Below are 22,554 nucleotides of genomic sequence, written 5' to 3'. Positions count from 1 at the left end.
CCATGAGCCGTATCGACACCACCCTCGCCGCCCTCAAGGCCCAAGGCCGCAAAGCTCTCATCCCCTATGTGATGGCAGGCTTCCCGCAAGCCAACATCACGCCCGCCCTCATGCACGGCATGGTGGATGCAGGCGCTGACATCATCGAGCTGGGCGTGCCGTTTAGCGACCCCATGGCCGACGGCGCTGTGATTCAAAAAGCGGGCGAAGCCGCGCTGCGTTTTGGCATTGGCACCGCCCAAGTGCTGGACATGGTGCGCGAGTTCCGTAAAACCGACAACACCACCCCCGTGGTGCTGATGGGATACGCCAACCCCGTGGAGTGCTACAACCTCAAGCACGGCGCAGATTCGTTCGTCAAAGACGCTTCTGCCGCAGGCGTGGACGGTGTGCTCATCGTCGACTACCCACCTGAAGAATGCGAAGAGTTCGCCGCGACCCTGCGCGCGCACAGCATGGACTTGATCTTCTTGCTCGCGCCCACCAGCACCGACAAACGCATGGAACAAGTGGCACGCATTGCCAGCGGCTACGTGTATTACGTCTCGCTCAAAGGCGTGACCGGCGCTGGCAACCTCGACACCGACGCTGTGGAAGCCATGCTGCCGCGCATTCGCCAGCATGTGCACATCCCCGTGGGTGTGGGGTTTGGCATTCGCGATGCCGCCACCGCCAAAGCCGTGGGCCGCGTGGCCGATGCTGTGGTGATTGGCAGCCGCATCATCCAGCTGCTCGAAGCCGCGCCAGCAGGCCAAGAAGTGGCTGCTGCGCACGCGTTTTTGACAGGCATTCGCCAGGCTTTGGACGCTTGAACGTCTCTCAAAACGATACCTACCCCGCCCGTTAAAATCAATCAATTCCAAAAGAACTGACGAAAGGCTCACCATGAGTTGGCTCGAAAAACTGCTTCCCCCAAAAATTCAACACACCGAACCGTCTGAGCGCCGTAGCGTGCCCGAAGGTGTTTGGGTCAAGTGCCCCAGCTGCGAAACCGTGCTCTACAAGAGCGACTTGCAAGCCAACCACAACGTCTGCCCTACTTGCAGCCACCACCACCGCATGAGCGCCCGCGACCGTTTGGACATGTTCCTCGACGCCGAAGGCCGCTACGAAATCGGTCAAGAAGTGCTGCCTGTGGACGCCTTGAAGTTCAAAGACAGCCGCAAGTACCCAGAGCGCCTCAAAGAAGCCATGCAAAACACAGGCGAAACAGACGCCTTGGTGGTCATGGGCGGCGCGGTGCACAACATCAACGTGGTTGTGGCCTGTTTTGAATTTGACTTCATGGGCGGCTCAATGGGCTCGGTCGTGGGCGAGCGCTTTGTGCGCGGCGTGCACGCCGCCATTGAGCAAAAAGTGCCGTTCATCTGCTTCACCGCCACCGGCGGCGCACGCATGCAAGAGGGATTGCTCTCGCTCATGCAAATGGCCAAAACCAACGCCTCGCTCACCCGCTTGGCCAAAAAAGGTTTGCCCTACATCGCCGTGTTGACCGACCCCACCATGGGCGGCGTGTCAGCCGGCTTTGCGTTTGTAGGTGACGTGGTTATCGCTGAACCTAACGCGCTGATTGGCTTTGCCGGCCCACGCGTGATTGAAAACACCGTGCGCGTGACATTGCCCGCAGGCTTCCAACGTGCCGAGTTCTTGCAGCAAAAAGGCGCCATCGACATGATTTGCGACCGTCGCGAACTGCGCAAAACCATTGCCAGCACCTTGGCTATGTTGCAACGTCAGCCCGCGGATGCTGTGGTCTGACCAAAGCCACGCCCCATCAAAAAAGCCCGCTCTGTAAGCGGGCTTTTTTGTGGGCAATGCGCAATTAAGAGCTGAATAAGAAGTTCATCACGTCGCCATCTTTGACCACGTATTCCTTGCCTTCAGCGCGCATCTTGCCTGCGTCTTTGGCGCCTTGTTCACCTTTAAAGGTGATGAAGTCGTCAAACGCGATGGTCTGGGCGCGGATGTAGCCCTTTTCGAAGTCGGTGTGAATCACGCCAGCGGCTTGTGGGCCGGTGTCGCCCACATGGATGGTCCATGCGCGCACTTCTTTCACGCCAGCGGTGAAGTAAGTTTGCAAGCCCAGCAAGGTGTAGGCAGAGCGAATGAGGCGGTTCAGGCCTGGCTCGTCTTGGCCGAGTTCTTTGAGGAACTCCAAGCGGTCAGCGTCTTCCATCTCGGACAACTCGGCTTCGATCTTGGCGCAGATGGCCACCACGGGTGCGTTTTGCGCTTTCGCAAACTCTTTGAGGCGGTCCAAGAACGGGTTGTTCTCAAAGCCATCTTCCGACACGTTGGCCACAAACATAGCGGGCTTGGCTGTGATGAAGAAGAACTGCTTGAGTTCGGCGCGCTCTTCTTTGCTGAAGTCGATGGTGCGCACGGGCTTAGTGTCGTTCAACGCGGCTTGGCACTTCTCAAGAATCGCCATTTGCTTGACGGCTTCTTTGTCGCCAGAGCGGGCAATTTTGCTCACGCGGTGAATGGCTTTTTCCACAGCAGCCAAGTCGGCCAAGCACAGCTCGGTCTGAATCACTTCGATGTCGGCAATGGGGTCAACCTTGTTGGCCACGTGAATGACGTTGTCGTCTTCAAAGCAGCGCACCACGTTGACGATGGCGTCGGTTTCGCGGATGTGGGCCAAGAACTTGTTGCCCAAGCCTTCGCCCGTGCTGGCGCCAGCTACGAGGCCAGCGATGTCCACAAATTCCACAATGGCAGGTACCACGCGCTCTGGGATGATGATGTCTGACAGCTGTTGCAAGCGTGGATCAGGCACTTCGACCACGCCGGTGTTTGGCTCAATGGTGCAAAAGGGGTAATTCTCTGCCGCGATGCCCGCTTTGGTCAGGGCGTTGAACAGGGTGGATTTGCCAACGTTGGGCAAACCCACGATGCCGCATTTCAAACTCATAAAAATATCCTTGTAACTGGTGTAGATTGTAATGAGGCGGGTTGCTCGCCTAGGAACCACAGATGAACCGCATAAACAGCACCATTTTTTCAATCGTTTTTCGCCCCGCTTTGCTCGCCGCCCAAGTGCTAATTTGCGCCAGCTTTTGCCTGCACGTACAAGCTCAAACACCTGCACAGCCGCAAGACGAACTCACGGCCCGCTACCAACAAGACTTGACCGAATGCGAAGCCCAGCAAGCAACGCAAGACTTAGCCGCTTGCCGCCTAGAAGCACGCAATGCCTTGGCCGAAGCCAAACGCAACCTGCTGAGCGACACCACAGCCAACTTGTTTGAAAAGAACCAACTCAAGCGCTGCCGCGTGTTCAAGGGCGACGACCGCGAGGCCTGCGAAGCCCGTGTGCGTGGGGATGGCAACAGCACGGGCAGTGTGCAAAGTGGCGGCATCTTGCGCGAGGTGACGCGACCTATTGCGCCCAACCCTGATCGCTGAGCTCTGCGGGCTTCAATGCCCAGACTTAAAACACCCAATCGGCGCTGACGCGTTGGCCCACGCGCAGAACTTGGCCAATGCCCGCCACGGGCAAACAGTTCATGCCGAAGGTCAATGCGCCATTGACGCGCGGGTCTTGTCGATAGGCCTGCAAGGTGTCATTCACCGCAGGGTGGCTTTGGGCTGAATCGGGGTTAATGTTGGGGATAGGGCAACGTGGACAAGGCTTAACGGGCGTGAGCTGCACCGCCTCATGCTCGGTGTGACACGTGAGCGTGCCAATGCGGTCTTCGTCGTGTGCGTTCAACGGATACGACGTCTCCATATCACCCAACACCACATTGGCACGAAAACGCCGCATATCCACCATCGCTTCGTCTTTGGCTTGCAAACGCGCATTGAGTTCATCCAGCGACGCGGTGCTGGCCACCAGCACAGGAAAACCGTCACTGAACTGGTTGAACGAGGAAAAGCCTTGCGTCCACTTGACGTTACTGGGTCGATGGTGGTTGTCGTCAAAGCGCACCAAACGCAAAGGGCCTAGGCTGTTGCCCAAAAAATCAGTCAGCCACTTGCTGGCTTCTGCGCCCATATCGAAAGCGGGTACTTGGTCGTCCCACACACAGACTTTGACGGTGCGAGCCTCGGATAAAACAGACGGATTGGCTGCCCGCACAAAGCACCCGTCAGTCGTCAAAGGCAAGTGCAAAGCGGCCATCCCACTTGCATGCAACACCAGCTCGACCAAGCCCGTCCCTGAATGAACCAACTCCGGTTGAATCAGCGCCATGCGCGGCAGTTCGCGCTGGGTGACCATTTCGCCGTCGGCGTCGACCACCATCCACGCACGGTCATGGGCGAGGCCCGTAGGGGTGAGCACCGCTTGCTGCACCGAGATGCCTGCGCACGACTTGATGGGAAACACCCACAAGGCGGCAATGCAGGCTTCAAACTCGGCGGGCGAATGTATGGGCAAAGCGGCCTCTTGAGCTTGCGAAATGGAGGGCTGAAAGCTTGACGTCATGCGGCATTGTGCCGCCCTCCTACAATCTGCGCATGGCTCAAAAACTGGATGTTTGTATTCGCGGCGATGGCATGGTGGGACGCACCTTGGCCTTGCTGCTCGCACGCCAAAGACTGCGAGTGGGTTTGGTCACCTCAGCCCCTAAAGCCGCTCAGGACGTTAGGGCTTACTCACTCAACAGCGCTTCTCGCAGCTTGCTATCTGAATTGCGCTGCTGGCCAGATGCCCTGCACGCCACCCCCGTGCAACACATGCGTGTGTGGGGCGACGATGGCGGCTTTACCCACTTTGAAAGCCCCACGCCCGAGGGCCTGACTTGGATCGTGGATGTGCCCGTGCTCGAAGCCCAACTGGCTGAAGCCGTGCGTTACCAAGCCGAAATTACCCCCCTTTCCGCCCCCGAACCTGCCGCTTTGACAGTGGTGTGCGAGGGCCGCGCCAGCGCCACCCGCGATGAGCTGGGTGTGAACTTTGACGTGCGGCCGTATCAGCAACATGCCGTGGCGGCACGCGTGCGTTGCAGCACGCCGCACCGCCAGCAAGCCTTGCAGTGGTTTCACCACGGTGCACAGGGCTTAGAAATTTTGGCGCTGCTGCCTTTGGGCGGCGCGCAGGGCGACACGGCCAGCTTGGTGTGGTCGCTGCCGCCTGAGCGGGCCAAAGACATGCTCGCCTTGAGCGCCGACGCATTTGGCATTGCGCTAGAAAACGCCAGCAATGGCGTACTTGGCCAAATCGAACTCACCAGCGAACGCGCCATGTGGCCGCTGCAACTGGCCCACGCCGACCGCTGGACCGGCAACTTTGCCAATGGCAGCGCATGGGCATTGGCGGGCGATGCGGCGCACAACATTCACCCCCTCGCTGGCCTCGGGCTCAACCTCGGCTTGGCCGATGTTGCAGAGTTGGCAAACGTACTGAAAGCCCGTGAAGCCAAAGACTACTGGCGCAGTGTGGGCGACCGCTACTTCATGCGCCGCTACGAACGTGCCCGCAAAGCCGATATGGTGCCTACATGGCTAGCCTGCGATGGCTTGCAACGCCTGTTCGCCCACCCCAACCCTGGCGTGCAAGCGCTGCGCAACTGGGGCATGAATGGGTTCAACAGCCTCGCGCCTGTCAAGGCTTGGGCCATGCAACAGGCCATGGGTTAAACATTTAAAAACAAAGCTACATATGCAACACACCTTCCGCTCACTCGCTATGGCTGCCCTGATGGCACTCAGCCTATCCAGCGCCATGGCCCAAGGCCACGAAGCCACGATTCGCAAAAACCTGAGCGAGCGCATTCCACAAATCCCCAAGATTGAAGAAATCACCGCCACACCCTTGGCCGGTATTTACGAACTGCGCCTGAGCACCAACGAGATTTACTACAGCGACGCAGCCGGCAACTTCCTCATTCAAGGCAACTTGATTGACACCAAAAGCAAGCGTAACCTGACCGAAGAACGCGAAGCCAAACTGAGCGCGATCGACTTCAACGCCTTACCTCTGAAAGACGCCATCACCATCGTGCACGGCAATGGCAAGCGCAAGCTCGCCGTGTTTGAAGACCCCAACTGCGGCTACTGCAAACGCTTTGAGCGCGATTTGGCCAAGGTCGACAACGTGACGGTGTACTTATTCTTGTTGCCCGTCTTGGGCCCTGGCTCGGTGGAGAAATCACGCAATGTGTGGTGCGCCAAAGACCAAGCCGCTACTTGGGTCAACCTGATGCAAAAAGACACGCCAGCGCCCGCAGCACAGTGCAACACCGCTGCGATTGACCGCAACCTCGAATTTGCACGTAAATACAAAATCACCGGCACGCCCACCTTGGTGGCGCAAGACGGCACGCGTGTACCGGGTGCAATTGACAACGCCAAGATTGAGCGCCTGTTGGCCGACGCTAGCAAGTAACGAAGCCCCATAAAAAGTAGAAACGAGTCCAACATGGTTCACTCCCCCATCACCCCCGACAGCGATGCTGGCCAACTGATTGAACGCTTGGGCTACGCGGGCCTGATCCCCTTCGTGGTGCTCGCCTTGTTCATGTGGATCGTCACGCCTGAAGCGCACCCTTTTGTGGCCATTGCGCTGAGCGCTTATGGCGCAACCATCGCTGCGTTTTTGGGCGGCATCCATTGGGGCATTGGCCTGCGCCACAACGCACCGCAACGTAAGCTGCACATGATGTGGGGCGTGGTGCCTTCTTTGGTGGCATGGGTAGCGGTCATCATGCCCGCCTTCGCTGGCTTGCCACTGCTCGCCATGCTCTTGGTGGCTTGCTATTTGGTGGACCGAAAAACTTGGCCCGAAGCAGGCCTGCGCGATTGGATGACCATGCGCTTTCGCTTGACCGTGGTGTCCACCTTGTGCTGCTTGCTAGGCGCAGCTGCGACTTGAGCGCCATGCACTACCGCATCGAAGCAGCCGACCTGCACGCCCATCTGTATGGCGTGACGCTCACCATTGAGCAACCCGCAGAAAATCAACTCGTATCGCTGCCCGTGTGGATTGCAGGCAGCTACATGGTGCGTGAGTTTGCCAAGCAAATCACGGGCATCAGCGCACGCCAGGGCAATCGCCATGTAGCGGTGCAGCAGCTTGACAAAGCCACGTGGGCGATCGACTGCGAAGCGGGTCAATCTCTGACCCTGCACTACCAAGTGCATGCACATGACGATTCGGTTCGTACTGCTTGGTTAACAGGGCAGCGCGGATTTTTCAATGGCACGAGTTTGTGTTTGCAAGTTGAAGGGCAAGCCGATGTGCCGCATCAGCTAGAACTTGTCGCTGAATCATTCAATACGGGTGTCGTGGCTTCGAAGTGGAAAGTGGCCACCGGCCTCACCCCAGTCAAAACCGACCGCCAAGGCTTTGGCACTTATGTGGCCGCCAACTACGGCGAACTGGTGGATTGCCCCGTGGAGATGGGCGCATTCTGGAGCGGTAGCTTCAAAGCCTGCGGCATCGAACACCGCTTTGTGGTGGCCGGTGCGACACCTGCGTTTGACGGCGAACGCCTGCTGCGTGACAGCCAAAAGATTTGCGAAACCGCCATTCGTTTTTGGCACGGCAAAAAGCACTCAGCCACGCCGCACAAAAACTATGTGTTCATGCTCAACGCCGTGGCCGATGGCTATGGCGGCTTGGAGCACAGCAACTCCACCGCACTCATTTGCAACCGCGCTGACTTGCCGCGCCATAACAGCATCGATGGCTCTGCCAAAGACGCCAAGCAAAGCGAGGGCTACACCACGCTGCTGGGCCTCATCAGCCACGAGTATTTCCACACTTGGAACGTCAAGCGCTTGCGCCCTGCCGAGTTTGCGCGCTACGACTACACGCAAGAAAACTACACCGAGCTGCTGTGGTTCTTTGAAGGCTTCACCAGCTACTACGACGATTTGCTGCTGCGCCGCGCAGGGCTGATTGACGATGCGCAGTACCTGAAGTTGCTCAACAAAACCATCAACCAAGTGCTGCAAACGCCGGGACGCGAAGTGCACAGCGTGGCGCAATCGAGCTTTGAGGCGTGGACCAAGTATTACCGCCAAGACGCGAACAGCCCCAACCTGACCGTGAGCTACTACACCAAGGGCGCGCTGGTGGCTTTGTGCCTAGACCTGACGTTGCGCCAGCACGGCGTGAAAAACCACAGCGTGTCACTGGACGATGTGATGCGTGCTTTGTGGGCACGTTGCTGTACCGGCAAACACGATGGCCCCATGACAGAAGCAGATGTGCTGGCCGTGCTCAAAGAACTCACAGGCCGCTCATGGACCGCCGAATTCAAAGCATGGGTGCATGGCACACGCGAACTGCCACTAGAAAAACTCTTGGCAAACCACGGCGTGAATGTGCAACATGACCCTGCACAACTGGCGCAGCGTTTGGGCCTGCGTGTGGCAGAAGATCACAGCGTGCAAATCAAAACCGTGCTCAACGGCAGTGCGGCGCACAAGGCAGGCTTTGCGCCGGGCGATGAGTGGCTGGGTGTGGAGGTGGCAGGCAAAACAGCGGCGCAAACGACCTCAGCTTGGCGACTCAAAAAGCTCGACGACTTGGCGCTCTACGCGGGTACAGCCAAGAAAGTAACCGCCGTCATCAGCCGCGACCGTCAGCTGCTGCGTCTGAACCTTGCATTACCCGATGTCAAAGCCAACAACACTTGGCGTCTCGTGCTGGACAACCCCAAGCTCGTCGCCAAGTGGCTGAGCCTATAGTTGAGAACAACACCCTTTCACCTCTCTGAATCCATTTAGAAAGTTATCCCATGAGCTACGAATTCATCACCGTCCACACCGAAGCCGACAAAGTGGGCGTCATCACACTCAACCGCCCTAAGCAGCTCAATGCGCTCAACGCAGGTTTGATGATTGAGCTGGGCCAAGCCCTCAAAGACTTTGATGCCAACGAAGCCATTGGCTGCATGGTCATCACTGGCAGCGAAAAAGCATTTGCCGCAGGCGCTGACATTGGCGCCATGGCCACCTACAGCTTTGCCGATGTGTACAAGAACGACTACATCACCCGCGATTGGGAAACCATCCGCAGCATCCGTAAGCCCGTGATTGCTGCCGTGAGCGGCTTTGCCTTGGGCGGTGGCTGCGAGCTGGCCATGATGTGCGACTTCATCATCGCCGCTGACAACGCCAAGTTTGGCCAACCCGAAATCAAACTCGGCGTCATTCCAGGCGCAGGCGGCACACAACGCTTGCCTCGCGCCGTGGGCAAATCCAAAGCCATGGACTTGGCTTTGACCGGTCGCATGATGGACGCAGCGGAAGCCGAACGCTCTGGTTTGGTCAGCCGCGTGGTGCCGCTGGACAAGCTGATGGAAGAAACTTTGAGCGCAGCCCTGATGATTTGTGGCTATTCACAAATCGCCGCCATGGCTGCCAAAGAGTCGGTCAACCGCGCATTTGAAGGCACGCTGGCCGATGGTGTGATGTTTGAGCGCCGTTTGTTCCACGCCTTGTTTGCCACCGCAGACCAGAAAGAAGGCATGGACGCGTTTGTCAACAAACGCCCTGCTGCGTTCAAAAACCAATAAGCAATGCCTCAAGCGTCTAAATGCCCACAGTTTGTGGACTTTTAGACCCTCGCTACCATGCGGGTTATCTGAATAAGAAAGCACTGCATGGAACTCCTGACCGACCCACAAGCGTGGATAGCGTTTGCCACCCTCACCGCACTCGAGCTGGTGCTGGGCATTGACAACATCATCTTCATTTCCATCTTGGTAGACAAGCTGCCACCTGAGAAGCGTGAGTTGGCGCGTCGCATCGGCTTGTTCATGGCCATGTTCATGCGCATTGGCTTGCTGCTCTTGCTGTCAGTCATCGTGGGCTTGGTCGAACCCTTGTTCACCGCATTTGGCAAGGACATTTCGGGGCGTGACCTGATTTTGATTTCGGGCGGCTTGTTTCTGATTTGGAAAAGCACCGGTGAAATCCATCAATCGCTGGAAGGCGAAGAAGAGCACGGCAGTAGCGCGGTCAAAGCCACCATGGCGGCCATCATTCTTCAAATCATGGTGATTGACTTGGTGTTCTCACTCGACTCCATCATCACCGCCGTGGGCATGGTGGACGAAGTGGCCATCATGATTGCAGCCGTCATCGCATCTGTCGGCTTGATGATGGCCTTTGCCTCTGCCATTGGTCGCTTTGTGTCGAACCACCCCTCCATCAAGATGTTGGCCCTCACCTTCTTGGTCGTGGTGGGCGTGGTGTTGATGGCAGAAGGATTGGGTCATCACATCCCGAAGGGCTACATCTACTTCGCCATGGCGTTCTCGGTGATTGTGGAAATGCTCAACATTCGCTTTCGCAAGCGCGCCAAACAAGTGGTTCAGCTACACCAGCAAAGACCTTAATTTGGAAACACGCCAGATAGGCAGGTGTATGCAAGGTTCAAACTATTCAAAATAGAATGGTTTGATGCCATCGTCAGCCAAACTCAGCATAGAAACGCAAGCCCTCATCACCTTGATGTGCGGCATTGCTTATTACTATGCATTTCAGCTAAACGTCTTTTTTTTCGAATGGTCTGAATTCGCCCATGGCGTGAATTGGCTTTACATCCCAAGTGGTTTACGCCTGCTGTTTGTGTTGGTGCTGACCCACACAGGGGCTATCGGCATCGTGCTGGGCTCAGTTGCCACCAACTACGCGCTTGGTTCGCCCGATAACAGCCATGCATTCAACCTGCTCACAGGCCTGATCTCTGGCGGATCACCTTATTTGGCCCGTTTTGTGGCCATCCACTTCTTGCAGCTCAACACGCAATTAGAGGGGTTGACCGCTAAGAGTTTTTTCAAAATTTCTGTCTTGTTTGCCTTAACCAGCGCCCTACTCCATCAAGTGTGGTATTTCTGGACGGGCAAGACGGAACACATCATCACCAATACCTTGGTGATGGCCATCGGGGATTGGTTTGGGACGGTGCTTGTGCTGGCGTCGGCAAGCCTAGTTATCCATACCGTTAAATCTTTTGGCCAGATGAAGCAGTGAACGGCGTTTGCGCAGACAACAAAAAACCCACAGTCAAAAGACTGTGGGTTTTTATTTTGGTGGTGGTAGCGGGATTTAAACCTGCATTTCTCCATTTCAGTTTTTGACATCATTGTTTATCTACTGATTTAAGCGAATGCCAGAGCTTGGCGAAATCCCGAGCAAGATACATCGAGACCACTTCGAACGTTCTGTTTCGAGGCGTTTCAGATGTCCTTTTGAAGAAAAATTTAAAGTTAGAGACTTAACGTGAAATTGAGGCGCACCCAAAACTATCTGGATCAGTCGAACATATTCAATGACTGACTGTCACGATCTTCCCCACCTTGCCACAATGCCTCGAAACAATCGAGAACAACCCTTCTGTCAGCATCAGGGAGTCGATTGGCTTGCTCTTCAAGTAACTCTGCAACAGAAGTTGCATGATCGGAGAAACCATCTTCCTCAATGGCTTTAAGTAACTCAGGAGTAACTGACAGCGCCGATGACTCCATCAAATACTGAAACATTAGGCGAAGAGCTTCATTTTCTGCTGCCCACCAAATAGCATCCTCCTCCGAAGAGTGAAAACGATGAATACATTCCTTCAGTGAAGTCACTAATGATTGTCGTTTTTTATCTATTAGCGAAGAGTCCATAAACATCAAGTCATGAATCGTTGTTATCTTCCCTGACTGCGTTAAGACAGGAAAAGCCTCAACAAGATCTAAGCCGAGCGCATAACTGTCACAGGATGGGCAAATTGGATGATATCTATTGCCATGTACTGCCACTGAAGTACCAAGTGTCTTGAAGTTAGGTTGTAGTAACTCTTTAATCCGTATGACGACTTCGGACTCAACCAATACAGAACTTGTACCACAGTGATGACATTTTTCATTGGTTTTTATTGAGATCATTGCTCATTTTCTCTAAAATCATGAAGTGCCAAATTAATTATAGAAATTAATTCAATCATTTCACTATTTTGTAGGCAATCTTTTACAAAGGCAAGGGCTTCATTCACACCTAGACCCTTGCGACTAAAATTCTTTAATTTTTTAGAATTAATCACTCCAGCCCAACGTCCGCCAATATTTGTCTTTTTATTAATTTGCACTGCCTGCAGTGGCATATTGGCTGTCAAAATTTCATCCCCCACATTTGACAGTAATAAATGCAGTTCATTTCGCTTCAAAAATGAATCTTTTGTCGGACCTAAAACAAGTCTTAAACTTATGTCTATCTTTTGACTATCCAGATCGGACAGATCCTGCCGAAATTCAAAAGCCAAGTGCTCATTTGATTCAAGCCACTTATCGTTTTCTCCGTTTGATATTCCCTTTAAAAATATTTGATTGTCTTTATCCCAGCCGCTGAAGCGCAAAAATGTTCTTGATGATGTTTCATGTTTTAGTGCTGTAAAAGAAACAATCTCTTTAAACTTTGACTCAGTTTTGACTCGTGGATCTGAGTCATATTTTTTCAAGAAATCAATTGCTGCAAAATATTTATTTTGCAGCAATCTTTCTCTACTTCTAAAATTAGCATTTGGATTCAGATTTTTAATTTTCTCACGCACTCCTAGCTCGATGCTTTCCACAATATCATCTATTGCATCAATCACTGAGCTCGATTCTTCCATTACCTCTTTATAATCATTAAGAATAGCAAGGATATAATCTGAAATTGTGTCCCCATATGACTTGAGGATTACATTAATTGCGGGCACAACTACATCTGCAAAAGAAACGGGATTCCAATTATCAGCTTCTAGTTCCTCATTATTACTTACAGTTAAGTAATAGTAATGCTTGGTGAAATCTTTAAATACCCCGTTATCTTCTTCAATAAGCTCTCTATATTTATTTAATTGCTCATTCGACCCTTTAGACTCGACCTTTGCCTCAATAGCAATAAGAGTATGACGATCACTTCCAAAAAGATTCGGAATCAACAGCAAAAGATCAATCGTCTTGCCCTTACTTTCTTTAGACTCCAAAGCCTTTTCTGAGTAAACCTCAGCATTTATTAAATCTAGACTCAACAAATCAATAGTTACAGAACCTTCTTCCGACAAGTAAACCAAAAAGTTCTCTAAAAACTTCACCCCCAAGCCATGCGATTCATTCGGATTTAACAAATGCGCCAGAAACTTAGTGTGCTTAACTTCACGCCTTTTCATATCTGTCGCATTAAATATATTAAAACCCTTCAAGAGACGATCAAGCTCCAGAAATTTCGGGCTAAGAATATTTTCAAAATTAATTACATCCTCATGAGCTCTCATATTATTTCCTATCTAATTAAAGTAATTCACTAGAAATCAGCCAAGTAAAGAAATTAAACATTTCTCAAATTCTTCACTTGACTCGGAAAACTCAATAAACTCTTTTTGAACAGTTCCGCTTTCATCAAGAGATATATTTTCGCTATCAAAAGGAACAAAGCAGGCAGCCGGCCCACGAACCTTCCATTTCAAGGTTTCAGCATCTTCTTTTGACTCTAACCATGCAGTCAAAGAAACTATGTCATTTTTTAATCGATATGAGATATATCGATCCATAGCTACCCTACCAGTACGTTGCTCACCGCCCAACTTTGCTTTTCCATCTTTAGCTGTTAGATTATGAGGACGAAATCCTTTAACACCTTCAGATTTTTTTGCGGCAGTCGCAGCACTTAAGTCATATTTACTAGACAAATGTTTAGCTAATTCGCTAAGCTGATGTGAACATTCAGCTTCCAGTGTTTTAGTTGTCGAGGACGTCCGTGCTTTACGTGTTGGCTTTTTAGCACTTAGAACCTCTTCGCACAAATTAACTACTTCTAAATTACCGCGATCCTGTGCGTTATCTTGCAATGCTTTGATTTCTGTAGCTGTTAGACCATCGATCTTTTCTTTTGTCCAGATTACTGCCATAAATTTTCAAAAATAATTAATTGCTTATATTTTAGATGAACAGGTTGCTTATCTTGTCCTTTTAACTGACAACATCGCCTCGAAACTGGACGACCACTGCATGAAACCTGTCAACATCAAGCTAAAAGTGACGGTCCAAAGAAAAAACCCACAGCCAAAAGACTGTGGGTTTTTATTTTGGTGGTGGTAGCGGGATTTGAACCTGCGACATCAGCATTATGAATGCTGCGCTCTAACCAACTGAGCTATACCACCGAATCAGGGCAGAATTGTAAACCATTTTCAGACCTTCTCAGGCGCATCAAGCTCGACATTAAGCCCGTGAAGCAGCCGCACTCATCACGTCGCCAAGTTCAGCAAAGTAGGCATCTGCTGCTGCGGTGGGAACCAAGTATTTGGTACGGCGATTCTGCCCCTCAAACATTTGGGCAATCAGACCTGCTTCACGCAAAGCATCTAATTTGCGATGAATCGTTGCAGGACTAGCCACAGTCGACATGGCCATGGCTTCGGTCACAGTCAGTGCATTGCCCTGTGCGTGCCGGAGGGCAATCAACTGCAATAAATGTCTGGCGGTTTCGTCTACTGTCGACACAGACGCAGCATCAAGCGTTTGTGCCAGCGATAGAAAACGAAGGTATGTTTCTCTCATGGATAGATTCTATGGTCTAGGCTGAAAATTAGCGATGAATAATTTAGCAAACATTACTCAAACACTTTGAACAGCAGCGCTGCAAAGAAACCACTCAAGGTGGCCAAACCCACCCAATTGGGTGGCGCTAAGTGTGTCGCTTCAGGCAGCATGGCTGCGCAAATCATGGTGAGCATGGCACCTGCAGCCAAGCCTTCGATAAACACCATGGCATTGTGTGGCACCCACTCGCCCATCACAGCGCCTAGCGCGGCGACAATGCCGGTCATCAACACCAAAGACAGCCACATGATGAGGATGCGTTGCACGCTCATACCCTGCATGCGCATTTGCGCAGAACTCGACAAAGCCTCGGGCAAGTTGGACAAAAACAAACCAGCCAACAAGGTGTAGGGCAACACATCCCAAAACACGATGGGCGTCCCTGCCTGGACGCTGACCGTGACGGTGGCCATGAGCACCGTGCCCACCACAAAACTCTCAGGCAACCCATCAAGCAAGTTGCCCAACCAAATAGCCACGGCTGCATTGTCATGAGAGGCGTGTTTCTTTTCTAGTGCTTCGCCGGTTGGCAAAGGCTGTGTGTGATGCTGCGGCAAGTGGGCCCGCTCATGCATGATTTTGGAAATGAGGTATGCGGTTTTACGCAAGTAACCCCCATGCTCCACCAACACCCAGTCCAACAGCACAAACACAATGCCCCCCACAAAGGCACCGGCCACCAAATGGAAAAAGTTACGCACCTCCACAGCACGCACCTCGGCTGAGGTGGCACGCATGAAAGCATCAATGGACGGGGCGACCAACTCAATCGCCAAGGCCGACAACAAAGCGCCAGCACCAAAAGCGGCCATCAAGCCCACCACGCGCTGAGGCAACTTGAAATAAATGCCGATCAAAGAGCCGATCAGCAATGAGGCCGAACACATCACCCCAAGGACGAAGGCCCAAGCCACATACATGTCCATGGGGGCTTAGTCTTCCATGGGTGCGAGCACACCAAAGCTGCGCTGCGCATACGCCAAGCCATGGCCGGCTTGCACGCCAAAGTCAAGCACTTCGCCAATCAAGATGTCATGGTCACCCGCTGACACCACTTGCGCGATGCGGCAATCAAACCAAGCGATCACACCTTCTAAGCGTGGGTGCTGGTTCACGCCGCGCACCAAATGCTGGTCTGCAAAGCGTTCGGCTTGCGTACCTTGCGCAAAATTAAGCGCCACGTCTTTTTGCTGAGCGCCCAACACGTTGACCATGTAGCCACCAGCGGTGACAAACGCCTCATGGCTAGCCGATGTTTTACGCACGCTCCAAAGCACCATGGCTGGGTCCAGCGACACGGTGTTGAAGGAGTTGCAAGTCATGCCCCAGTCAAGGCCCTGGGTGTGAGCAGTTACCACGGTCACGCCGGTGGTGAAGCAGCTCATTGCGTCTTTGATGTTCACGCCGTGCTTTCAGAATTATTTTTATAAAAACGCGAGAGCGTCTTGTGCGGCCACACGGCCTTCGTCGGTGGGGATCACCCACACCTCGATGGCGCTATTGTCGGCGTGAATCGAAACCGCATGGTCGCCAGTGGCCTTTGCATTGCGTGCGGCATCCACCTGCACGCCGAGGTAAGCCAAAGCATCGCCCACTTGTTGGCGCAGCACGGCATCGTGCTCGCCAATGCCGCCGGTGAAGGCCAACACATCCAAGCCACCAATGCAGGCACTGAGTGCGCCCACTTCGCGCACCACACGGTGGGCAAACAAATCAGTGGCAAAGCGTGCGGCTTCAGTTTGAGAGGCTCGCAAAGTGCGCATGTCAGCGCTCTCGCCTGATACGCCCAGTAAGCCGCTTTGTTTGTAAAGCAGCTTTTGAATTGCGTCGTGGTCCCAACCCTGCTCCATCAAGTACAGCAGAACACCAGGGTCGAGCGCACCACTGCGCGTGCCCATCATCAAGCCATCTAGGGCCGAGAAGCCCATGGTGGTGGCGCGGCTTTGGTGGTCTGTGGTGGCACACACACTCGCACCATTACCTAAGTGGGCCATGACCACGCGGCCAGCCGAGCGCGGCACCTCGCGCTGCAACACTTGGCTCACGTATTGGTACGACAGTCCATGAAAGCCATAGCGACGCACACCTTGTTCGGTGAGTTTTTTGTCAATCGCAAAAGTGGTTTCAAGAGGTGACAAGGTGCGATGAAACGCGGTGTCAAAACACGCCACTTGCGGCACATCGGGGAACGACTCAGCAAACGCGCTGATGCCCGCCAAATTGTGCGGCTGGTGCAAAGGTGCGAGGGCATTGAGCGTGGCGAGTTGCGCCATCACCTCAGGCGTGACACGCACGCTGCTGCTGTAGAACGCACCGCCATGCACCACACGGTGCGCAATGGCTTGCACGCGCAAATGCGAAAAACGCAACGCCAGCAAACTGTCAAGCGCTTCCAATGCAGCCTCAAAGGGCTCTTGGTCGGACATGACACACACATCCGTGATCTCTTTGCCTTGGCCCTGAATCGCCATGCAGATGCGTGGCTCGCCCGAAGGCTCTAAGCCTTCGATATTGCCCGTGACTTCTGCTTCACCAATGCCTGCCCCTTCAATGGGGTACAGCGCAAACTTGAGGCTAGACGAGCCCGCGTTGACAGACAGGATGCTCATGCGGGATGCGTGCGGTAGTGGTGGGCAATGAGCTTGGCCAACAAGGCCGAAGCGCTGCGTGTGGTGGCGGTGTCAGCACGGCTGGTGAGTGCAATCGGCACGCGTGCCCCGAGCACCACGCCAGAACCCGAAGCGCCAGCCAAATACTCGAGCTGTTTGGCCATCATGTTGCCCGACTCCAAATCAGGCGCCACCAAAATATCGGCTTGGCCTGCCACGGCAGAGGCAATGTGTTTGATCTCAGCGGCGTGGCTAGACACCGCGTTGTCAAACGCGAGAGGGCCATCGAGCAAGCCACCTTTGATTTGCCCACGGTCGGCCATCTTGCACAAGGCAGCGGCGTCGAGGGTGGATGGAATGTTGGGATTGACCGTTTCCACCGCCGAGAGAATGGCCACCTTCGGTACGGCCACGCCCATGATTTGCGCAAACAAAATCGCGTTTTGCACGATGTCGGCTTTCTCGGCCAAGTTGGGCGCGATGTTGAGCGCGGCATCGGTGATGTACAGCGGCTTGGGGTACATGGGCGCTTCAAAGCGAAACACGTGTGACATGCGTCGGCCTGTGCGCAAACCCTTTTGCGACACCACGGCGTGAATCAACTCATCGGTGTGCAAGCTGCCTTTCATCAAGGCTTCTAGTTTTTTGTCAGCAGCCATTTGCGCAGCCACGTCAGCGGCATCGTGGCTGTGTGCCACGTCAATCACTTCGATGCCCGTCAAATCAATGCCAGCTTCTGCGGCCACGGCGCGCAGTTTTTTCTCGGGCGCAATCAGCACCGCTTGGATGAGGCCTGCATGGTGCGCGTCCATCGCGCCTTGCAGAGAATCGGCATCGCACGGGTGCACCACACCGCAACGCACGGGCTCTAGGTGTGCGCCCAGTGCCAGCAAATTGGCATGGCGTTGCTCGGGGTCAAACAGGCTGATATGCGGCGCGTGGATGCGCGGCATGCGCAGCTTCTCGGTGGGCGCCATCACTTTGGCTACGCCGTAGAGCACGCGTTCGCCTTTTTGGTTGACCAACAAGCAGTCCAGTTCAATGGTCTTTTTATCGTCTTGTTTGGCTGTACAAGTGACGGTCACGTTGAGCGTGTCACCAATTCGCACAGGACGGCTGAAGTGCAAGTTTTGCTCTAAGTAAATCGTGCCAGGGCCTGGAAATACTGTACCTAACACGGTGCTGATCAACGAGCCACCCCACATGCCATGACCAATCACGCCATGAAACAACGTGGCGTTGGCATACGTGGGGTCTAAGTGCGCGGGGTTGGTGTCACCGGAGACGGCGGCGAAAGCCTGGATATCTGCCAAGGTCAGCGTACGCACCAAGCGCGCCGCTTGCCCCACCACGATGCTGTCGTAGGGGTAGTTTTCCAGCCACTCGTTCGTGGGGTCGTTGGTGGTGTCAAGGATGTCGTTCATGGGGGTCTTCAATTCACGGCATGGCTGCCGGCATCTACATAAATGGTTTGGCCTGTCATGCCGCTGGCGGCATCGGTGCACAAGAAGGTGCTGAGGTTGGCAATTTCTTCCAGCGTCACCAAGCGACCCAGCGGCGCTTTGGCAATGTTGTTTTGCATGAGCGTGTCAAAGGCTTCAATGCCAGACGCGGCGCGCGTGAGGATGGGCCCAGGCGACACGGCATACACACGCACGCCTTGCAGCCCCAACTCCAACGCCATGTAGCGCACCAACGATTCGAGTGCGGCCTTCACCGGCCCCATCAAACCGTAGTGCGGCACGGCTTCGTCAGCACCCAAATAAGACATGGTGACCATGCTGCCGCCTTGTGTCATGTGCGGCGCGCACAACTTCGCAAGCGTGGCAAACGAGTGGCACGACACCTCCATGGCACGTGCAAAGCCAACGCTGGAGCTGTCAATCACACGGCCATGCAAATCGGCCAACGGCGCCCAAGCGATGGAGTGAATCACAAAGTCCAAACGCCCTAGTTTGGCTGCGGCATAAGCCACCAATTTTTCTAGCTCTTCAGGCGTTTCGATGTTGCAGGTTTGCAAGTCCATACCCAAGGGCTGTGTCAGTGGCTCGACAAACGGACGCGCCTTGTCGTTCAAACACGACACCACCACCTCAGCTCCCATGGCCTGCGCTTGACGCGCGCAACCCCATGCAATGCTGTGCTCGTTGGCCAAGCCCAGCACCAAACCTTTTTTGCCTTTGAGATCAAAGGCAGACATCGTGTTCATAGAAATTCCTCAAAACCACCAGCGGGCTCAAAACGGCCCGCCACAAAACGCAAACGTGTCGGCCCGCGCATGGCACGCTGCGTCACCGAATGACGCACATCACCGGGATAGCACAGGGTACGCACACCCTCGTCATCAAACGGCTCGGGCAAGATCACCGGTGGTGTTTGTTGTTTGGCACAGTTCAACACACTGGCCGTACAGGTGTGTGACAGCAAAGACACCAAGGTCATGATTTGCGGTGGCGCCAGCGGCAAGCCGCCTGCCCAATAGCGGTCCAAAGCCTCGCGCGGGCTGAGCCACACGCTGTCGATGGCTTCGATGTTGTCATGAATCGGATGCTGCCCTGAAGGCAACACCGCCATGAAGAAACGGGTGTCAAAACGTTTGTTGGTCACAGAAGGTTGCACAGGCGTGATCCAGCGTGACCACGGTGCCAAGTGCTGCGTGTCCACACGCAAACCTGCACGTTGCAACACCTCGCCAAAGGATTGGCCACCATGAAGCGCTTGTTGCCATTGCTGGCGTTGCGCAGCATCATGCGCCAAAGAGCCATGCAAGCGGGCGTACAACACGCCGCACTCTTCCAGCACTTCCCTGACCGCCGCCACATACAAACCAGCGGCGGTGTGTTCGGGTAACTCGGGCTCACCCAAGGCACTGTGCAGCGCTTGCGGTGAGACATCGAGATGGGCATGCAAATCAGGCGCGCAATCGGCGTCATCTAATTTGCCACCCGGAAAAACATAAGCGCCACCCAACACAGCCGAGGCCATGTGGCGGCGCAACAAAAAGACTTCAAGGCCTTTTTCGGGGTCATCACGTAACAACACCACCGTGGCCGAAGCCCGCGGTGGTGTTGTGATGACTTCGCTGTTGAGTTGCATGAACCTCAGCGATGAATCAACGAATTACTTGCTTGGGTAAGCCAAGTCAACGCGGCGGTTTTGTGCCCAAGCGGCTTCGTCATGGCCTGCGGCCAAAGGCTTTTCGCTACCGAAGCTGACGGGTTCAACTTGACCGTCTTTCACGCCGTAAGCTTTCAAGCCACGCACCACAGCTTCAGCACGCTTTTGGCCCAAAGCCAAGTTGTACTCGCGGCCACCGCGCTCGTCGGCATTGCCTTCGGCACGAATTTTCAACGCTGGATTAGCAGCCAAGTATTTACCCTGACGCTCAACCACTGCAGCTTGGTTGGCTTTGATGTCGAACTTGTCGAAGTCAAAGTACACGCTGCGCTCTTTAGAAATCAGGCTGTTGGGGTTCAAGTGATCAGCAGCCACAGAAGCGACAGCGGAAGATGCTTTGGCATCTGACACGTTGTCCAACTTGGTAGAGCTGCAAGCCGACAACAAGGCGACTGACACGATAGAAAGAAGGGCAAAAAGGCGTTTGGACATGAGAGCTTTCATTTTTAAATTAACCCCACAATTTTAACGGATGACTTTTTTGGATCGAAGTGTTGTTTTTTTTGACACTTCTTAAAATTCTTTTAAAAATCAACAACATAGGAAATATTGTTAATATTGATTCTTTTAAATATATCTATGTATCTAAAAGTATTCAATTAGGCAGGCAAAAGCCGTTTCAGCCTCTATTTGCGGGTAAAACGGCACATTGACTGGCTGAGCGAGGCCCATGTAAATTCCATTCCCCGCTAGAAATTTCGGGCGCTTCTCAAATGCAGCATGGCCTCCATGCGAAGGATAAAAAGATGTCAACATTCAAAATTTTGGTCACCAGTCAAAAAGGTGGCGTCGGAAAAAGCACCGTTTCAGCCAACTTAGCCGCTTACTTGCGTCGCCAAGGCCAAACGGTCACCTTGATTGACTTTGACACCCACGGTTCCTCCAGCACTTGGTTAACACGCGCACCCAATATTGGTGTGGTGGTACAACACCATGTCTTGCCTTTGGACCAAGGCGGCAACCGTCCGATCTTGGATGCGCGTCTGCACTTGCGCCGCGCCGCCAGCAGCTCTGAAGTGGTCATTTGTGACCTGACGTGGACCGACTCCATCGCAGGCGAGCTGATGTTTGAATACGACTTGGTCATCGTGCCCACGTCCGTGTCTGAAATTGAAATGGCCGCCACCGCTGGCTTCCTGAGTCGCCACCGCTGGGTGTTTGACTCTGCCATTCACACGCCCCCCACACTGTTGGTGTGCCCCACACGTGTGCAACCCGAACAACTGCAAAGTGATGTGTTCTCTAAGCAACGCTTCCCTGTCAGCTTCATGCTTGCACCGCCTGTGCTGGAAGCCCAATCGGCCCGCGAAATGTTTGAACGCGGCTATTTGATGGACTTGCAAGATGCTTGTGGCGCCTCCTTCAATGAATTTGGTAAGTCTGTGTGTGCAGCTCGCGAAATGCGCGAATCTGCCCAAGGCATGCGTCAAACCAACAACTCACGCATCACCACCCCCACACCTCGCACGGCAGGTATGCCAAACGCAGCCGCTGCGGGAGTGAGACGCAACAACGCGTTGGCGAACTCGGCTACGCTGTCAAGTCAATATTCCATCTTGGGGCGCCACCGCATGCAAAAAGTTCGACCAGAAGACATGGCCAACAAATCCGCACCACATGCGGGGACACCGCCGTCCACACAAATTGCGTCCATGGGCATTCCCCAGTTCCTCAAACGCATGTCTATGGGCGTGATGAGTAAATGAGCACCGAACCGCAATTCTTGTCCTTCAAAGGACTCAAGCAATACACGCCTGAAGACGGGTGGGGGCAAGTCAATTCAATCTTGCAATCCCACACGCAGCAAGCATCGGCACCTGCACAGCCTTCGTACAAGCCTCAGTCACAACACGCTGCAGCACCAGAAAACGTGCCCACGTTGACGGAAACCCCTGAGGCCAGCGACAACGCATCACCCATGTTCGACCCACTCATCCATGAGTTGTTTGAGCAATTGCGTGTGCCTCCTAGCGACGAACTGACACAAACATGGCGCACCATCGCGGCTGAAGTGAATTTGCTCACCCAGCGCATGGCTTTGCAACGCGAGTTGCAAGAGCGCTTACAAAAGCTGGATCAAGATTTGCTCGATTTGCGCGGCACGATCTTGTCGCACCTCGCAGATGTGCAGCATGCGGCAGACCAACAACTGTCCTCCGCGCGCTTACGCGCCGAAGTCTCGGCTTTAGCGCAATCCAAACTCGCAGCCAAGCTGACCCACAAACGATAAACACCAT

25 protein-coding genes and 1 tRNA gene are annotated in these 22,554 nt (G+C 53.9%); 12 read left to right on the top strand and 14 right to left on the bottom strand.

What is annotated here, in order from left to right:
* Positions 1–2 precede the first annotated feature (2 nt).
* Positions 3–812 carry a tryptophan synthase subunit alpha gene (trpA, locus tag LINBF2_RS02525; RefSeq protein ID WP_281890162.1) on the top strand — a complete coding sequence of 270 codons (810 nt, stop codon included), beginning with the start codon at positions 3–5 and terminating at the stop codon, positions 810–812.
* Between the two features lie 73 nt (positions 813–885).
* On the top strand, positions 886–1,758 hold the full coding sequence (accD, locus tag LINBF2_RS02520) for an acetyl-CoA carboxylase, carboxyltransferase subunit beta (protein WP_104796452.1): 873 nt from the start codon (positions 886–888) through the stop codon (positions 1,756–1,758).
* Between the two features lie 64 nt (positions 1,759–1,822).
* On the opposite strand, the gene ychF is transcribed toward accD, so the two are convergent.
* Complete coding sequence (gene ychF / locus LINBF2_RS02515) at positions 1,823–2,914, bottom strand: redox-regulated ATPase YchF (protein ID WP_104796453.1); 1,092 nt, start codon at positions 2,912–2,914, stop codon at positions 1,823–1,825.
* Positions 2,915–2,976: 62 nt separating this feature from the next.
* Here ychF and LINBF2_RS02510 point away from each other — a divergent pair, with 62 nt between their 5' ends.
* Positions 2,977–3,408: a hypothetical protein gene (locus tag LINBF2_RS02510; protein WP_281890159.1), complete on the top strand. Its 432-nt coding sequence runs from the start codon at positions 2,977–2,979 to the stop codon at positions 3,406–3,408.
* 25 nt (positions 3,409–3,433) lie between these two features.
* On the opposite strand, the gene LINBF2_RS02505 is transcribed toward LINBF2_RS02510, so the two are convergent.
* The gene (locus LINBF2_RS02505; protein ID WP_281890157.1) at positions 3,434–4,432 is read right to left on the bottom strand and encodes an MOSC N-terminal beta barrel domain-containing protein; all 999 of its coding nucleotides are present in this window, start codon (positions 4,430–4,432) and stop codon (positions 3,434–3,436) included.
* A 32-nt stretch (positions 4,433–4,464) separates the two neighbouring features.
* Between LINBF2_RS02505 and LINBF2_RS02500 the strand changes: the two genes are divergently transcribed.
* From LINBF2_RS02500 to LINBF2_RS02470, 7 genes are all read left to right on the top strand, one after another.
* Positions 4,465–5,586 (top strand): FAD-dependent monooxygenase, encoded by a 1,122-nt coding sequence (locus LINBF2_RS02500; protein WP_281890155.1) that lies wholly within the window; start codon positions 4,465–4,467, stop codon positions 5,584–5,586.
* Positions 5,587–5,608: 22 nt separating this feature from the next.
* Positions 5,609–6,334 (top strand): DsbC family protein, encoded by a 726-nt coding sequence (locus LINBF2_RS02495; protein ID WP_281890153.1) that lies wholly within the window; start codon positions 5,609–5,611, stop codon positions 6,332–6,334.
* Between the two features lie 33 nt (positions 6,335–6,367).
* Positions 6,368–6,820 (top strand): DUF3429 domain-containing protein, encoded by a 453-nt coding sequence (locus LINBF2_RS02490; RefSeq protein ID WP_281890151.1) that lies wholly within the window; start codon positions 6,368–6,370, stop codon positions 6,818–6,820.
* Between the two features lie 5 nt (positions 6,821–6,825).
* Positions 6,826–8,643, top strand: coding sequence for a peptidase M61 (locus tag LINBF2_RS02485; RefSeq protein WP_281891272.1), 1,818 nt, complete (start codon positions 6,826–6,828; stop codon positions 8,641–8,643).
* A gap of 50 nt (positions 8,644–8,693) precedes the next feature.
* Complete coding sequence (locus tag LINBF2_RS02480; RefSeq protein WP_281890149.1) at positions 8,694–9,473, top strand: enoyl-CoA hydratase; 780 nt, start codon at positions 8,694–8,696, stop codon at positions 9,471–9,473.
* An 87-nt stretch (positions 9,474–9,560) separates the two neighbouring features.
* Entirely contained in the window at positions 9,561–10,298 is a 738-nt protein-coding gene (locus LINBF2_RS02475; protein WP_104796460.1) for a TerC family protein, read from the top strand.
* A 64-nt stretch (positions 10,299–10,362) separates the two neighbouring features.
* On the top strand, positions 10,363–10,935 hold the full coding sequence (locus tag LINBF2_RS02470) for a hypothetical protein (protein ID WP_281890146.1): 573 nt from the start codon (positions 10,363–10,365) through the stop codon (positions 10,933–10,935).
* 281 nt (positions 10,936–11,216) lie between these two features.
* Here the strand turns inward: LINBF2_RS02470 and LINBF2_RS02465 are convergent, their stop codons facing one another.
* The 12 genes from LINBF2_RS02465 to pal all read right to left on the bottom strand — a co-directional run bounded on the left by LINBF2_RS02465 (position 11,217) and on the right by pal (position 20,749).
* Positions 11,217–11,834 carry a hypothetical protein gene (locus tag LINBF2_RS02465; protein WP_281890144.1) on the bottom strand — a complete coding sequence of 206 codons (618 nt, stop codon included), beginning with the start codon at positions 11,832–11,834 and terminating at the stop codon, positions 11,217–11,219.
* The gene (locus LINBF2_RS02460) at positions 11,831–13,204 is read right to left on the bottom strand and encodes a PD-(D/E)XK nuclease family protein (protein WP_281890142.1); all 1,374 of its coding nucleotides are present in this window, start codon (positions 13,202–13,204) and stop codon (positions 11,831–11,833) included. Before LINBF2_RS02460 ends, LINBF2_RS02465 begins: the two co-directional genes overlap by 4 nt.
* 36 nt (positions 13,205–13,240) lie before the next feature.
* Entirely contained in the window at positions 13,241–13,837 is a 597-nt protein-coding gene (locus LINBF2_RS02455; protein ID WP_281890140.1) for a hypothetical protein, read from the bottom strand.
* 178 nt (positions 13,838–14,015) lie between these two features.
* A tRNA-Met gene (locus tag LINBF2_RS02450) sits at positions 14,016–14,092 on the bottom strand.
* Between the two features lie 58 nt (positions 14,093–14,150).
* A complete protein-coding gene (locus tag LINBF2_RS02445) occupies positions 14,151–14,489 on the bottom strand; it encodes a hypothetical protein (RefSeq protein WP_104796462.1) in 339 nt (112 codons plus the stop codon).
* Positions 14,490–14,542: 53 nt separating this feature from the next.
* Positions 14,543–15,457, bottom strand: a complete 915-nt coding sequence (locus LINBF2_RS02440) for a hypothetical protein (protein WP_281890138.1) — start codon at positions 15,455–15,457, stop codon at positions 14,543–14,545.
* 6 nt (positions 15,458–15,463) lie between these two features.
* Positions 15,464–15,934, bottom strand: a complete 471-nt coding sequence (locus tag LINBF2_RS02435) for a flavin reductase family protein (RefSeq protein ID WP_201746935.1) — start codon at positions 15,932–15,934, stop codon at positions 15,464–15,466.
* Between the two features lie 21 nt (positions 15,935–15,955).
* Positions 15,956–17,140: an acetate/propionate family kinase gene (locus LINBF2_RS02430; protein WP_281890135.1), complete on the bottom strand. Its 1,185-nt coding sequence runs from the start codon at positions 17,138–17,140 to the stop codon at positions 15,956–15,958.
* Positions 17,137–18,564, bottom strand: a complete 1,428-nt coding sequence (locus LINBF2_RS02425) for a bifunctional enoyl-CoA hydratase/phosphate acetyltransferase (protein WP_281890133.1) — start codon at positions 18,562–18,564, stop codon at positions 17,137–17,139. The genes LINBF2_RS02430 and LINBF2_RS02425 overlap by 4 nt, the downstream gene beginning before the upstream one ends.
* 8 nt (positions 18,565–18,572) lie before the next feature.
* Positions 18,573–19,340: an enoyl-ACP reductase FabI gene (gene fabI, locus LINBF2_RS02420; protein ID WP_281891271.1), complete on the bottom strand. Its 768-nt coding sequence runs from the start codon at positions 19,338–19,340 to the stop codon at positions 18,573–18,575.
* Between the two features lie 5 nt (positions 19,341–19,345).
* Positions 19,346–20,236, bottom strand: coding sequence for an NUDIX domain-containing protein (locus LINBF2_RS02415; RefSeq protein ID WP_281890131.1), 891 nt, complete (start codon positions 20,234–20,236; stop codon positions 19,346–19,348).
* 24 nt (positions 20,237–20,260) lie between these two features.
* Positions 20,261–20,749 carry a peptidoglycan-associated lipoprotein Pal gene (gene pal, locus LINBF2_RS02410; protein ID WP_281890129.1) on the bottom strand — a complete coding sequence of 163 codons (489 nt, stop codon included), beginning with the start codon at positions 20,747–20,749 and terminating at the stop codon, positions 20,261–20,263.
* A gap of 314 nt (positions 20,750–21,063) precedes the next feature.
* Here pal and LINBF2_RS02405 point away from each other — a divergent pair, with 314 nt between their 5' ends.
* Entirely contained in the window at positions 21,064–22,023 is a 960-nt protein-coding gene (locus LINBF2_RS02405; RefSeq protein ID WP_281890127.1) for a ParA family protein, read from the top strand.
* Positions 22,020–22,547, top strand: a complete 528-nt coding sequence (locus LINBF2_RS02400; RefSeq protein WP_281890125.1) for a hypothetical protein — start codon at positions 22,020–22,022, stop codon at positions 22,545–22,547. Before LINBF2_RS02405 ends, LINBF2_RS02400 begins: the two co-directional genes overlap by 4 nt.
* Positions 22,548–22,554: the final 7 nt, after the last annotated feature.

The organism is Limnohabitans sp. TEGF004, assembly GCF_027924965.1.
Classification (GTDB): domain Bacteria; phylum Pseudomonadota; class Gammaproteobacteria; order Burkholderiales; family Burkholderiaceae_C; genus Limnohabitans.
Note: the sequence above shows the minus strand (reverse complement) of the source record. Positions and strands in the feature narration are given on the sequence as shown.

Excerpts from the sequence above, each read along its gene's own strand:
- trpA (WP_281890162.1), top strand. The coding sequence starts at position 3 with ATGAGCCGTATCGACACCACCCTCGCCGCCCTCAAGGCCCAAGGCCGC.
- accD (WP_104796452.1), top strand. The coding sequence starts at position 886 with ATGAGTTGGCTCGAAAAACTGCTTCCCCCAAAAATTCAACACACCGAA.
- ychF (WP_104796453.1), bottom strand. The coding sequence starts at position 2,914 with ATGAGTTTGAAATGCGGCATCGTGGGTTTGCCCAACGTTGGCAAATCC.
- LINBF2_RS02510 (WP_281890159.1), top strand. The coding sequence starts at position 2,977 with ATGAACCGCATAAACAGCACCATTTTTTCAATCGTTTTTCGCCCCGCT.
- LINBF2_RS02505 (WP_281890157.1), bottom strand. The coding sequence starts at position 4,432 with ATGACGTCAAGCTTTCAGCCCTCCATTTCGCAAGCTCAAGAGGCCGCT.
- LINBF2_RS02500 (WP_281890155.1), top strand. The coding sequence starts at position 4,465 with ATGGCTCAAAAACTGGATGTTTGTATTCGCGGCGATGGCATGGTGGGA.
- LINBF2_RS02495 (WP_281890153.1), top strand. The coding sequence starts at position 5,609 with ATGCAACACACCTTCCGCTCACTCGCTATGGCTGCCCTGATGGCACTC.
- LINBF2_RS02490 (WP_281890151.1), top strand. The coding sequence starts at position 6,368 with ATGGTTCACTCCCCCATCACCCCCGACAGCGATGCTGGCCAACTGATT.
- LINBF2_RS02485 (WP_281891272.1), top strand. The coding sequence starts at position 6,826 with ATGCACTACCGCATCGAAGCAGCCGACCTGCACGCCCATCTGTATGGC.
- LINBF2_RS02480 (WP_281890149.1), top strand. The coding sequence starts at position 8,694 with ATGAGCTACGAATTCATCACCGTCCACACCGAAGCCGACAAAGTGGGC.
- LINBF2_RS02475 (WP_104796460.1), top strand. The coding sequence starts at position 9,561 with ATGGAACTCCTGACCGACCCACAAGCGTGGATAGCGTTTGCCACCCTC.
- LINBF2_RS02470 (WP_281890146.1), top strand. The coding sequence starts at position 10,363 with ATGCCATCGTCAGCCAAACTCAGCATAGAAACGCAAGCCCTCATCACC.
- LINBF2_RS02465 (WP_281890144.1), bottom strand. The coding sequence starts at position 11,834 with ATGATCTCAATAAAAACCAATGAAAAATGTCATCACTGTGGTACAAGT.
- LINBF2_RS02460 (WP_281890142.1), bottom strand. The coding sequence starts at position 13,204 with ATGAGAGCTCATGAGGATGTAATTAATTTTGAAAATATTCTTAGCCCG.
- LINBF2_RS02455 (WP_281890140.1), bottom strand. The coding sequence starts at position 13,837 with ATGGCAGTAATCTGGACAAAAGAAAAGATCGATGGTCTAACAGCTACA.
- LINBF2_RS02445 (WP_104796462.1), bottom strand. The coding sequence starts at position 14,489 with ATGAGAGAAACATACCTTCGTTTTCTATCGCTGGCACAAACGCTTGAT.
- LINBF2_RS02440 (WP_281890138.1), bottom strand. The coding sequence starts at position 15,457 with ATGGACATGTATGTGGCTTGGGCCTTCGTCCTTGGGGTGATGTGTTCG.
- LINBF2_RS02430 (WP_281890135.1), bottom strand. The coding sequence starts at position 17,140 with ATGAGCATCCTGTCTGTCAACGCGGGCTCGTCTAGCCTCAAGTTTGCG.
- LINBF2_RS02425 (WP_281890133.1), bottom strand. The coding sequence starts at position 18,564 with ATGAACGACATCCTTGACACCACCAACGACCCCACGAACGAGTGGCTG.
- fabI (WP_281891271.1), bottom strand. The coding sequence starts at position 19,340 with ATGTCTGCCTTTGATCTCAAAGGCAAAAAAGGTTTGGTGCTGGGCTTG.
- LINBF2_RS02415 (WP_281890131.1), bottom strand. The coding sequence starts at position 20,236 with ATGCAACTCAACAGCGAAGTCATCACAACACCACCGCGGGCTTCGGCC.
- pal (WP_281890129.1), bottom strand. The coding sequence starts at position 20,749 with ATGTCCAAACGCCTTTTTGCCCTTCTTTCTATCGTGTCAGTCGCCTTG.
- LINBF2_RS02405 (WP_281890127.1), top strand. The coding sequence starts at position 21,064 with ATGTCAACATTCAAAATTTTGGTCACCAGTCAAAAAGGTGGCGTCGGA.
- LINBF2_RS02400 (WP_281890125.1), top strand. The coding sequence starts at position 22,020 with ATGAGCACCGAACCGCAATTCTTGTCCTTCAAAGGACTCAAGCAATAC.